Raw genomic sequence first — 10967 nt, 5'->3', positions numbered from 1 at the left:
GGAGTGCGGTCGGAGCCGTCAGCGGCGAGGGTTTGGCCTGGAGTGCGGTCGGAACCATCGGCTGCAAGGGTTTGGCCCGGCGTGCGGTCGGAACCGTCAGCGGCAACCGTTTGACCTTGTGGGGTTTGGTCGTAGCCGTCTTCAGTGATCAGGTTTTTTTCTTTCAGGCGATCGTTACCGCCTTCAGCCAGAGTTTGGCCCGGCGTGCGGTCAGAACCATCGGCAGCGACAGTCTGGCTGAATACCGAGTGGTGATCTTTGGCTTGTGGAGTAGCCTGTTCAGCGGCTGGCAGGGCGAAAGCCGTACTGGCCAGCATGGAGAGGGTAAGACTGAGTAGCAATTGGCGTTTCATGATGAGGTGCTCCGTAGGAGGGCAATAAATTGGGTACGAGGGCAATGCTACTCTCGATAAGTCGATATAAAAGTTCATAAACGCAATGGTAATAATCAACGGAATTGATTGTTCTCTGCAGGCCTTGTAGACCGGGGCTTTGCGGGCGGTGCTTTTGCACCGCGGTGGGTATTTTCGACTCACTCACGCCGCGCAAAAGTGCGGGGCCGGTAACGCTGAGGGCGAGAAGAGAGCGCAAGTGAAGGGGTGGTTGCGGCAAAATCGGTTATTCGATTAAACCTGCCGAGCGTTTTTCAGTCGTAGATTCCATAGCGGGTCGGTTTTGGCCCGGCGTTTCTCATGGGCGTCGCCGTCGGGGCGTTCAGTCGTATCAGGAGCTTTGTGCAATGACGCGCACCCGTAGAATTCTCACCTGGTCCCTGGCCAGTCTCGTTGTATTACTGGCTGTGCTGGTGATGATCATCGTGTTTTTCGACTGGAACCGGATCAAGCCCCCCCTCAACGCCAAAGTCTCCGAAGAGTTGCATCGTCCATTCGCCATCAACGGCAACCTGGCGGTGATCTGGCGTCGCGAGCTCGACGAAGGCGGCTGGCGGGCCTGGGTGCCGTGGCCGCATGTCGTGGCTGAAGACCTGACCCTTGGCAACCCGGACTGGTCGAAAACGCCGCAGATGGCCAGTCTCAAACGGGTAGAGCTGCGCATCTCGCCGTTGGCCTTGCTGGGGCAGCGTGTGGTCATCCCGCGCATCGATCTCACTGAACCCAATGCCAAACTGCAGCGCCTGGCCGACGGGCGTGCCAACTGGGTGTTCAAGTTCGACCCCAAGGACCCGAACGCCGAACCTTCCCCGTGGGTCGTTGATATCGGTGCCATAGGCTTCGACAAGGGCCATGTCACCCTCGACGATCAAAACCTGAAGACGCAGCTCGACTTGTTGATCGACCCGTTGGGCAAGCCGATTCCCTTCAGTGACATCGTCGGTGACAAAGCCGCGAAAAACGCTTCGCAGCGGGGCGCCACGCCGATGGACTACGCGTTTGGCCTGAAGGTCAAAGGCCAATACCACGGCCAGGCACTCGCCGGTCAAGGCAAGATCGGTGGTCTGCTGGCACTGCAGGATGCGACCAGGCCATTTCCACTTCAGGCACAGGCGAAAATCGGCGATACCAGCGTCGAACTGGCCGGCACCCTGACCGATCCGATGAGCCTGGGCGCTCTGGACTTGCAGCTCAAACTGGCCGGCACCAGCCTGGGTAATCTCTACCCGTTGACCGGCGTTACCTTGCCGGATACGCCGCCATACGCCACTGACGGCCACTTGATCGCCAAGTTGCATGAGCCTGGCGGGGCGGTGTTCCGTTATGAAGCATTCAACGGCAAGATTGGCGAAAGTGACATCCACGGCGATTTGACTTACGTCGCGGGTCAGCCACGACCAAAGCTCAGCGGCTCGTTGCTGTCCAACCAATTGCTGTTTGCTGACCTGGCCCCACTGATTGGTGCCGATTCCAATGCCAAGCAGAAAGCCCGTGGCGGCGACAGCAAACAGCCGGCGGACAAAGTGCTGCCGGTCGAAGCGTTCAAGACCGACCGCTGGCGCGATATGGATGCCGACGTCGAGTTCACCGGCAAACGCATCGTTCATAGCGAAAAACTGCCCTTCAACGATCTCTACACGCACTTGGTGCTGACCGATGGCGTGCTCAGTCTCGAACCGCTGCGCTTCGGTGTGGCTGGCGGCAACCTGGAGGCGCAGATTCGTCTGAATGGTCACACCGAGCCATTGGAAGGGCGGGCGAAAATCACTGCTCGCGGTTTCAAGCTCAAGCAGTTGTTCCCGACCTTCGAGCCGATGAAAACCAGTTTCGGCGAGCTCAATGGCGATGCCGACATCACCGGTCGCGGCAATTCGGTGGCCGCGTTGTTGGGCAGTGCCAACGGCAACTTGAAAATGCTGATCAACGATGGCGCCATCAGCCGCGAATTGATGGAGTTGGCGGGGTTGAACGTCGGTAACTACGTGGTCGGCAAAATCTTCGGTGACAAGGAAGTGAAGATCAACTGCGCAGCCTCTGACTTCGACATCAAGAATGGTCTGGCGACCACGCGCCTGTTCGTCTTCGATACCGAGAACGCGATCATCTATATCGATGGCACAGCGAACATGGCCACTGAGCAACTGGACTTGACCATCACGCCGGAGTCCAAGGGCTGGCGTTTGATTTCGTTGCGTTCGCCGCTGTACGTGCGTGGCAAGTTCATCAAGCCGGATGCAGGTGTGAAAGCAGTGCCGTTGATGTTGCGCGGGGCCGGGATGGTGGCGTTGGGGGTGATTGCTGCACCCGCAGCGGGGCTGCTGGCGTTGGTGGCACCGAGTGGCGGCGAGCCGAATCAGTGCGCGCCGTTGCTGGAACAGATGAAATCGGGCAAGGCGCCGGTGACCGTCAAACCGACAAAATAATCGGGCGCGTGCAGGGCCTCATCGCGAGCAGCTCCCCTGCCGGAGCGAGCCTGCTCGCAATGGCGGATTGGCAGTGACTGCGTCCGGTCTTCATGCCAAGGCATGCCCCGACGCCAGCGCCTCCTCCCTCAACCACGCAAAAAACGCCCGCACCGGTGGATGCCGCTCGCGTCCCGGCACGCATAACGCGCTGTAACCGGCGCCATCCACTTGCACGTCACCGCGATAAGCCAGCAACAATCCGCTGGCCACACTTTCCGACACCAGGATATTGCTCGCCAACACCAGGCCCTGCCCGGCGATGGCCGCTTGCAGGGCGTAATGCTCTTCGTCGTATTCGCGCACGGCGGGTTGGCCGGCCAGCCAGGTTTCGCCTGACTGCGCGCACCAGGCCTCCCAGCCATGGGCATAGAGCTTGGAGTTGTGCCAATGCACGCTGATCAGCGTCGGTGCGCGGGTCGACGCCAGCGCCACCTGTTCTGGCGATCCGTAGACGCCAAACGACTCATCGAACAGGCATGAACCATAAAGATGGGGATATGTTTCGAGGCTGTAGCGCACCACCAGATCGACGCTGGCGTCCTGATGCAGGTCGATAACTTCGCAATGGGTGTCCAGGCGTACGTTGATATTCGGGTGCCGGGCATAGAAACGTCCCAGGCGAGGGACCAGCCAAAGGGCGGCGAAAGCAGCGGTGGTGGAGATCGTCAGACTGGTTCCGCTGCGTTGCGGGCGCAGGGTATCGACGCTTTGCGCCACATCGAGAAAAGCACCGTGCAGGCTGCGGAACAGCCGTTCGCCGCATTCAGTCAGGCGCACCCGACGGGGGAGGCGCTCGAACAGCGGCACCCCGAGCCAGGTTTCCAGCGAGCGGATCTGATGGGACACCGCCGTGGGTGTCACTGACAGTTCTTCGGCGGCCGCCTTGAAGCTAAGCAGGCGTGAGGCGGATTCAAAGGCGCGCAAGGCAGTCAGCGGCAACGAAGCAAACATTGATTTCTCCACGGATGAAATGGATTCATCCCGACTGATTTTTGCTCATTTGAATGACTGAGGCGGTCAGCGTCAATCTGCAGCCACTTGTGTTTTCAGTCTAGACCTTGAGGAAGATTCAGATGAGTAAAATTCTTGCAGTGCATGCCAGCCCACGGGGTGAACGTTCGCACTCGCGGCGATTGGCCGAGGTGTTTCTTTCGGCGTTGCAGGCGCGCAATCCGCAGGTGCAATTGACTCGCCGGGAAGTGGGTCGGGCGTTGATACCGCCGGTCAACGAAGCATTCGTGGCTGCGGCGTTTTATCCCGAGCCCGAGGCCCGCCCCTTGTCGATGCAAGCGGATCTGGCGTTCAGCGATGAGCTGGTCGGGGAGTTGCTTGACCACGATGTGCTGGTGATTTCTACACCGATGCACAACTTCAGCGTGCCTAGCGGCCTCAAAGCATGGATCGATCAGATCGTGCGGCTCGGCCTGACCTTCAATCACACGCTGGACAATGGCGTGGCTCAATACGAACCCTTGGTGCAGGGCAAAAAGGCGCTGATCATCAGCAGCCGTGGCGGCTTCGGTTTTGGCCCTGGCGGTGAGCTGGAAGCCATGAACCACGCCGACACGTTGCTGCGCACAGTGTTGGGATTCATTGGCATCACCGACGTCACCGTGGTCGCCGCCGAGGGCGAGGAGTCCGAGGCGCGGACCTTCGCGGTGTCCGCCGCCGAGGCCGAACAGCGCTTGCTGGCGCTGGCCAGGGAGTTCTAGATGGCCTGGCTGTTTTTACTGATCGCCGCCGGGTTCGAAGTCACGTTCGCCATGGGCATGAAGTACGCCGAGGGCTTCACCCGGCTCTGGCCATCGCTGATCACCGTGGTGGCGGCGGTGGCCGGGATCTACTTCCTGACCCTGGCCATGCGTGAGTTGCCGGTGAGCATCGCCTACCCGATCTGGACTGCCATTGGTTCGCTGGGCACGGTGTTTCTCGGATTTGCGTTGCTGGGTGAAAGCCTGACCGCTGTCAAGTTGCTGTCGGTGGGGCTGATCGTGGCGGGAGTGGCGGGGCTGAAGTAGGCGGGATGTCATAGACTGGTCGTCGAGTTGTCATGTTCGCTGGCGATGCTTGGCGGGTGTCTTGCATCACGCCTTGCGTCACCTATCGATCACAAGGATGTCCGCCCATGTCGCAAGGTTCTGCCCCGCGTTATCCAATGGTGCTGGTCCCGGGAATGCTCGGGTTTATCCGTCTGGTGCTCTACCCGTACTGGTACGGCATCGTCGAGGCGCTGCGTCGTGGTGGTGCCGTGGTGTTCGCGGTGCAGGTGTCGCCGCTCAATTCCAACGAGGTACGTGGTGAGCAATTGCTGGCGCGGATCGAAGAGATTCTGCGCGAGACCGGGGCCGACAAGGTCAACCTGATCGGCCACAGCCAGGGCTCGCTGACCGCCCGATACGCGGCGGCCAAACGTCCCGACCTGGTCGCCTCGGTCACTTCGGTCGCGGGCCCGAACCATGGTTCGGAGCTGGCCGATTACCTGCACCGGCACTATGCCCATGACAGCCTCAAGGGCCGCTTGCTGAGCTGGTTGTTGCGAGTGATCAATGCCTTGATGTGTCTGCTCGATACCGGTTATCACGGGCCGAAGTTGCCGGTGGACGTTCATGGATCGCACCATTCACTTACCACAGAAGGCGTCGCGCTGTTCAATCAGCGTTATCCACAGGGCCTGCCCGAGACGTGGGGCGGGCACGGCCCGGAAGAAGTGAACGGGGTGCGTTACTACTCCTGGTCCGGGACCCTGCAACCGGGCAAGACCGATCGCGGGCGCAACCTGTTCGATGGCACCAACCGCAGTTGCCGGTTGTTCGCCAAAACCTTCGTGCGCGAAGCCGGACATTGCGACGGAATGGTCGGCCGCTACAGCTCGCACCTGGGAACGGTGATTGGCGACGATTTTCCGCTGGATCACTTCGACATCGTCAATCAGTCACTGGGATTGGTCGGCAAGGGCGCCGAGCCGATACGTTTGTTTTTGGAGCATGCGGCGCGGCTGAAAGCGGCCGGGCTTTAGATCGCGTTATCGTTCATCGCGGGCAAGCCACGCTCCCACAGGTTTTGTGTCGGATTTGATTTCTGTGAGCAACCGAAAACCTGTGGGAGCTGGCTTGCCAGCGATGGCGGCAAATCAGGCAACGCTGACCTTGCGGCCTAACACGGTGGTCCAACGCTCGGAAACAATCACCCCACCCAACGTCAATACCCCGCCCACCAAGTGATACAGCGCCAGCTGCTCACGCAGCACCACCGCCGCGATCAGCGCAGTAATCACCGGCAGCAAATTGAAAAACATCACCGTCCGACTCGGCCCCAGGCGCACCACCGCCTGCATCCATGCCAGTGGCGCGACCATCGAAGCCAACAGGCAGGCATACAGCACCAGCGGAATATTGTGCAACGTCGGACCGACTTTCGCTGACGCGAGGAACAGCGGAAACAACACCACTACCGCCACCAGCACCTGCAAGTAAAGCAACACCAGCGGCGGCAATTTCAGCTGCCATTTTTTCAACAGGGTGCTGTAGACCGCGTAGGCCAGCGTTGCCACCAGCATCATCGCGTCGCCCAGGTTCACGCCGTGTTCCAGCAGCAAGCCGAGGCTGCCGGAGGACACGACCACCAACACGCCGGCAAACGACAGCACCGCACCGGCCAGTGCGCCGGCGGTCAGGCGCTGGCCGAGGCTGATGATCGCCATGGCCAGCGACATCAGAGGCATCAAGGACAGGATGATGCCCATGTTGGTGGCTGAGGTCAGGGCCGCGGCGAAGTACGCCAGGCTCTGATAGACCGCCATGCCAAGCACGCCGAGGATGAAAATCTTGCCCAGGTTCGGGCGAATCGCTGGCCAGTGCGCGATCACCGGTTTGAGCATGAAAGGCGTGAACAACAAACCGGCGAGCAGCCAGCGGTAGAATCCGATCTCGGCGGGGAAGATCGCCCCGGCCGACATTTTGGTGATCACGGTGTTGCCGGCCCAGATAAAGATGGCCAACAGGGGATAAGCGTATTGCATCGGGAAAAACCAGAACGTTAATGAAGGGCAATTATCCTCTGTCTGGATACGAGCCTATACTTCAATCCAGACAACCTGCCCCTGAATCCGGACAGCATGACCCGTAAACACATCGACCTGCTGGATTTCAGCGAACTGCCTGCCCCCGTGTATTTCCGCTACGCCGATTTCGATGCGCACCGCTTTGCCTCGGCCCACCGGCATCCGTGGGGCACACTGGAATACTCGGCACATGGTGTGTTGCACATGGAGATTGGCGGCAGCCGCTTCATGTCGCCGCCGCAGTACGCAGTGTGGGTGCCGCCCGAGACTGAGCACAGCTTTTACAGCCATCAGCCGATCAATTATCGAGCGGTGTGCCTGGCGCCGACGATGTGCGCCGATTTACCGCAACAAGCCTGCACCCTCGCCATCAGCGACATCCTCAAGGCAATCCTCAAGGACTTTGCTGCCCGCGACGTAAAGGTGCCGAGGCAGGAGGCAGACCAACGTCTGGCCCAAGTGCTGGTCGATCAACTGAAGCAGGCGCCGGTGCATGAGTGCTATTTACCCTACGCGCGCAGTGCCGGGTTGCTGAGTATCCTCGAAGCCTTGCAGGCCGAACCCGGGGATAACCGGCCCCTGGCGGATTGGGCTGCGCAGATTCATGTCAGTGAGCGCACCCTGGCGCGGCAGTTCGTGCGTGAGTTGGGCATGAGCTTCGGCGAGTGGCGCCAGCGCGTGCGTTTTCTCGCCGCCATCGATGCCCTGGACAGCAACCGCAGTGTCCAGGACGTTGCCTTCGACATGGGCTACAGCACCGGTTCGGCGTTTATCGCGATGTTCCAGCGTCAAGCCGGGAGCACGCCGGAGCAGTATCGACGCAGTCATTTGACGAACAGGAAGGTGTAACAGGCGTTGTCTACACTCCAGAGCAAGGCCGTTCCCCTTGGTGCGGCGATAAGGAGAAAACTCCATGCAAATGTTGCGTGCCCCTTTATTGATGATCGGTTTGCTGCTCTGTTCCCAGGGTTTCGCCGCCACTGACCAACAGAACAAGATGACCACCTGCAACGCCGAGGCGACTGCCAAAACCCTCAAGGGCGATGAACGCAAAGCCTTCATGAGCAATTGCCTGAAGGCCACCCCGGCGGCCAACGATGCCGGCAAAGCCTTGACCCCGCAGCAAGAGAAAATGAAAACCTGCAATGCCGATGCCGCCACCAAGGCCTTGAAGGGTGATGAGCGCAAGGCGTTCATGAGCGATTGCCTGAAGAAAAAATAGCCAGAACCCAGACCAAGGTCGCCCCACACAATCCCTAGTGCTGACACCGGATCGCTGGCAGACTGCCAATCCTTTTACGCCGTTCGTTTTGAGGCTGTATGCCAACGTTTTCTCAGCGTCAAGTTTTGCTGGTCATCAGCTGGGTCATTATTTTTGGCGGACTGCTGCTGGTTATCCCGCTGCGATTGCTGCCCAGCCTGCTGGCCGGGTTGCTGGTGTTCGAACTGGTCAACATGCTCACCCCGCAGTTGCAGCGGTTGATCGAAGGGCGCCGTGCGCGCTGGCTGGCAGTGGCGTTGCTGGGGACGTTGATTGTCAGTGTGCTGGCGCTGGTTTTCGCCGGCGCCATCAGCTTCCTGCTGCACGAAGCAGAAAATCCCGGGGCTTCCCTGGACAAATTCATGGGCGTGGTCGACCGCGCACGCGGGCAATTGCCGCCGTTCATCGACGCCTATCTGCCGGCCAGCGCCGCCGAGTTCCGGGTGGCGATTGGCGAATGGATCAGCAAGCACCTCAGCGATTTGCAGCTGGTGGGCAAGGACGCGGCGCACATGTTCGTGACGCTGCTGATTGGCATGGTGCTGGGCGCGATCATCGCCTTGCAGCGCATTCCCGACCTGACCAAGCGCAAGCCGCTGGCCGCCGCACTGTTCGATCGCCTGCACCTGCTGGTCCAGGCCTTTCGCAACATTGTGTTCGCGCAGATCAAGATTTCCCTGCTCAACACCTTCTTCACCGGGATCTTCCTGGCGGTGGTGCTGCCGATGTTCGGCATCAAGCTGCCGCTGACCAAGACCCTGATCGTCCTGACCTTCCTGCTCGGCCTGTTGCCAGTGATCGGCAACCTGATGTCGAACACCCTGATCACCATCGTCGGCCTGTCGCTGTCGATCTGGGTGGCGATGGCAGCGCTGGGCTACCTGATCGTCATCCACAAGCTCGAGTACTTCCTCAACGCGCGCATCGTCGGCGGGCAGATCAGTGCCAAGTCGTGGGAGTTGCTCTTGGCGATGCTGGTGTTCGAGGCCGCGTTCGGCCTGCCGGGTGTGGTGGCGGGGCCGATCTACTACGCGTATCTGAAGAGTGAGTTGAAGCAGGTGGGGATGGTGTAACCCCGCCCGATCATTCCCACGCTCTGCGTGGGAATGCATCCCGTGACGCTCCGCGTCACAGCCTCAACAGCGGACGCAGAGCGTCCATGGCGGCATTCCCACGCAGAGCGTGGGAACGATCATTAAAGCTCCCTCGCCACAGAGGACCTGATCAGCCCATCGGGCCGTAGCGTTTTGCAGCTTCGATCGCCAGACCGCTGCCGATGCTGCCAAAGATGTTGCCTTCCACATGCCGCGCATTCGGCAACATTGCCGAGACGCTGTTGCGCAGTGCCGGGATGCCGCTCGAGCCACCGGTAAAGAACACCGTATCCACCTGATCGACCCGCACATCGGCGTCCGCCAGCAACTGGGTGACGCTGTTGCGCACGCGTTCGAGCAGGTTGTCGATGGCCGATTCGAACAGGGCGCGACTCAGCTCCACGCTCAATCCGGCTTCGATGCGGTCCAGCGGCACATGGCGGCTGTCGGCATGGGTCAACTGAATTTTGGTTTCTTCGACTTCCATTGCCAGCCAGTGCCCGGCGCGCTGCTCGATCAGCTTGAACAGGCGATCGATGCCGCCGGTGTCTTCGATGTCGTAGCGCATGCTGCCCAGCGCCAGCGTGGACTTCTGCGAGTACACCGAGTTGATCGTGTGCCAGGTCGCCAGGTTCATGTGGTGGCTGGTCGGCATGTAGGCGCCGCTCTTCATGCGGCTGCCGTAGCCGAACAATGGCATCAGGCCTTGCAGGCTCAGTTGTTTGTCGAAGTCGGTCCCGCCGATGTGCACGCCGCCGGTGGCGAGGATGTCATCGTGACGGTTGTCGTGGTTGCGACGTTCCGGGGACAGGCGCACCAGCGAGAAGTCGGAAGTACCACCGCCGATGTCGACGATCAGCACCAACTCTTCTTTTTCGATGGTCGACTCGTAGTCGAACGCCGCGGCAATCGGTTCGTACTGGAACGAGACTTCCTTGAAACCGATGGCGCGGGCCACGTCCACCAGCGTGTTTTCCGCTTCCTGGTCAGCCATTTCGTCGTCGTCGACGAAGAACACCGGACGACCCAGCACCACTTCTTCGAATTCCCGACCGGCGGTGGCTTCGGCACGCTTCTTCAACTGGCCGATGAACAGCCCGAGCAGGTCCTTGAACGGCATCGCCGTGCCCAGGACACTGGTGTCGTGCTTGATCAGCTTGGAACCCAGCAGGCTCTTGAGCGAGCGCATCAACCGGCCTTCGTAGCCTTCCAGGTACTCGTGCAGCGCCAGCCGGCCGTACACCGGGCGGCGTTCTTCGATGTTGAAGAACACCACCGACGGCAGGGTGATCTTGTCGTCCTCCAGCGCGATCAGCGTTTCCACGCCGGGACGCAGCCAGCCGACAGTGGAGTTGGACGTGCCAAAATCGATACCAACGGCACGGGCTGGAGATGCGTTGTTCATGTCTTTCAAGTTCCGGTTAAAAAACGGCCGCGCAGTGTATGTCAGTGCGGCACAGAATCGAAGGCCGACTATCCGCTAAATCTTGCCTTTCGGCGCCTTGAAAGATGCCTCGGCACCCCCAAACTACCCTGCATCAACCGGACAGCCTGGGGCAACCGCAAGAAGCCCCGCCCGCTGCCGATAAACTTCTGATGCGCTGCCCGGTCACAAACTTGAGATTGGTCAAGCCCTGCGCTGCAAACAGGCGCATGCTGTGGCAGGTAGCGCGATTTCGATAACGGATGGTGATT

Annotated in this window: 11 protein-coding genes; 7 read left to right on the top strand and 4 right to left on the bottom strand. The window is 60.3% G+C overall.

Annotated features, from left to right (window positions below; genetic code table 11):
- Nucleotides 1-353 (bottom strand): hypothetical protein (locus tag D8U18_RS14855; RefSeq protein ID WP_131107884.1); only part of this gene is annotated, 353 nt, incomplete at its 3' end.
- A gap of 386 nt (nt 354-739) precedes the next feature.
- Here D8U18_RS14855 and D8U18_RS14850 point away from each other — a divergent pair.
- The gene (locus tag D8U18_RS14850; RefSeq protein WP_131107883.1) at nt 740-2815 is read left to right on the top strand and encodes an AsmA family protein; all 2076 of its coding nucleotides are present in this window, start codon (nt 740-742) and stop codon (nt 2813-2815) included.
- A 90-nt stretch (nt 2816-2905) separates the two neighbouring features.
- Here D8U18_RS14850 and D8U18_RS14845 read toward each other — a convergent pair whose 3' ends face one another.
- Nucleotides 2906-3820 carry a LysR substrate-binding domain-containing protein gene (locus D8U18_RS14845; RefSeq protein WP_162250566.1) on the bottom strand — a complete coding sequence of 305 codons (915 nt, stop codon included), beginning with the start codon at nt 3818-3820 and terminating at the stop codon, nt 2906-2908.
- 110 nt (nt 3821-3930) lie between these two features.
- Between D8U18_RS14845 and D8U18_RS14840 the strand changes: the two genes are divergently transcribed.
- The 3 genes from D8U18_RS14840 to D8U18_RS14830 all read left to right on the top strand — a co-directional run bounded on the left by D8U18_RS14840 (nt 3931) and on the right by D8U18_RS14830 (nt 5873).
- Complete coding sequence (locus D8U18_RS14840; protein ID WP_131107882.1) at nt 3931-4569, top strand: NAD(P)H-dependent oxidoreductase; 639 nt, start codon at nt 3931-3933, stop codon at nt 4567-4569.
- Complete coding sequence (locus tag D8U18_RS14835; RefSeq protein WP_131107881.1) at nt 4570-4875, top strand: multidrug efflux SMR transporter; 306 nt, start codon at nt 4570-4572, stop codon at nt 4873-4875.
- Between the two features lie 107 nt (nt 4876-4982).
- Nucleotides 4983-5873: a triacylglycerol lipase gene (locus tag D8U18_RS14830; RefSeq protein ID WP_056852417.1), complete on the top strand. Its 891-nt coding sequence runs from the start codon at nt 4983-4985 to the stop codon at nt 5871-5873.
- A gap of 114 nt (nt 5874-5987) precedes the next feature.
- Here D8U18_RS14830 and D8U18_RS14825 read toward each other — a convergent pair whose 3' ends face one another.
- A complete protein-coding gene (locus tag D8U18_RS14825; protein WP_056852418.1) occupies nt 5988-6875 on the bottom strand; it encodes a DMT family transporter in 888 nt (295 codons plus the stop codon).
- Nucleotides 6876-6971: 96 nt separating this feature from the next.
- Between D8U18_RS14825 and D8U18_RS14820 the strand changes: the two genes are divergently transcribed.
- The 3 genes from D8U18_RS14820 (at nt 6972) to D8U18_RS14810 (ending at nt 9251) form a co-directional block, all read left to right on the top strand.
- Entirely contained in the window at nt 6972-7766 is a 795-nt protein-coding gene (locus D8U18_RS14820; RefSeq protein ID WP_131107880.1) for a helix-turn-helix transcriptional regulator, read from the top strand.
- A gap of 64 nt (nt 7767-7830) precedes the next feature.
- The gene (locus tag D8U18_RS14815) at nt 7831-8139 is read left to right on the top strand and encodes a PsiF family protein (RefSeq protein ID WP_056852420.1); all 309 of its coding nucleotides are present in this window, start codon (nt 7831-7833) and stop codon (nt 8137-8139) included.
- A 98-nt stretch (nt 8140-8237) separates the two neighbouring features.
- Nucleotides 8238-9251, top strand: a complete 1014-nt coding sequence (locus D8U18_RS14810) for a hypothetical protein (RefSeq protein ID WP_056852421.1) — start codon at nt 8238-8240, stop codon at nt 9249-9251.
- Nucleotides 9252-9402: 151 nt separating this feature from the next.
- Here the strand turns inward: D8U18_RS14810 and D8U18_RS14805 are convergent, their stop codons facing one another.
- The gene (locus D8U18_RS14805; RefSeq protein WP_056852422.1) at nt 9403-10677 is read right to left on the bottom strand and encodes an Hsp70 family protein; all 1275 of its coding nucleotides are present in this window, start codon (nt 10675-10677) and stop codon (nt 9403-9405) included.
- Nucleotides 10678-10967 lie beyond the last annotated feature (290 nt).

Source organism: Pseudomonas sp. Sample_10 (genome assembly GCF_004321495.1).
Classification (GTDB): Bacteria; Pseudomonadota; Gammaproteobacteria; order Pseudomonadales; family Pseudomonadaceae; genus Aquipseudomonas.
Note: the sequence above shows the minus strand (reverse complement) of the source record. Positions and strands in the feature narration are given on the sequence as shown.

Bases quoted from the DNA above. Each gene is read 5' to 3' on its own strand.
- D8U18_RS14815 (WP_056852420.1), top strand. From the start codon at position 7,831: ATGCAAATGTTGCGTGCCCCTTTATTGATGATCGGTTTGCTGCTCTGT.
- D8U18_RS14810 (WP_056852421.1), top strand. From the start codon at position 8,238: ATGCCAACGTTTTCTCAGCGTCAAGTTTTGCTGGTCATCAGCTGGGTC.
- D8U18_RS14835 (WP_131107881.1), top strand. From the start codon at position 4,570: ATGGCCTGGCTGTTTTTACTGATCGCCGCCGGGTTCGAAGTCACGTTC.
- D8U18_RS14805 (WP_056852422.1), bottom strand. From the start codon at position 10,677: ATGAACAACGCATCTCCAGCCCGTGCCGTTGGTATCGATTTTGGCACG.
- D8U18_RS14840 (WP_131107882.1), top strand. From the start codon at position 3,931: ATGAGTAAAATTCTTGCAGTGCATGCCAGCCCACGGGGTGAACGTTCG.
- D8U18_RS14820 (WP_131107880.1), top strand. From the start codon at position 6,972: ATGACCCGTAAACACATCGACCTGCTGGATTTCAGCGAACTGCCTGCC.
- D8U18_RS14830 (WP_056852417.1), top strand. From the start codon at position 4,983: ATGTCGCAAGGTTCTGCCCCGCGTTATCCAATGGTGCTGGTCCCGGGA.
- D8U18_RS14825 (WP_056852418.1), bottom strand. From the start codon at position 6,875: ATGCAATACGCTTATCCCCTGTTGGCCATCTTTATCTGGGCCGGCAAC.
- D8U18_RS14850 (WP_131107883.1), top strand. From the start codon at position 740: ATGACGCGCACCCGTAGAATTCTCACCTGGTCCCTGGCCAGTCTCGTT.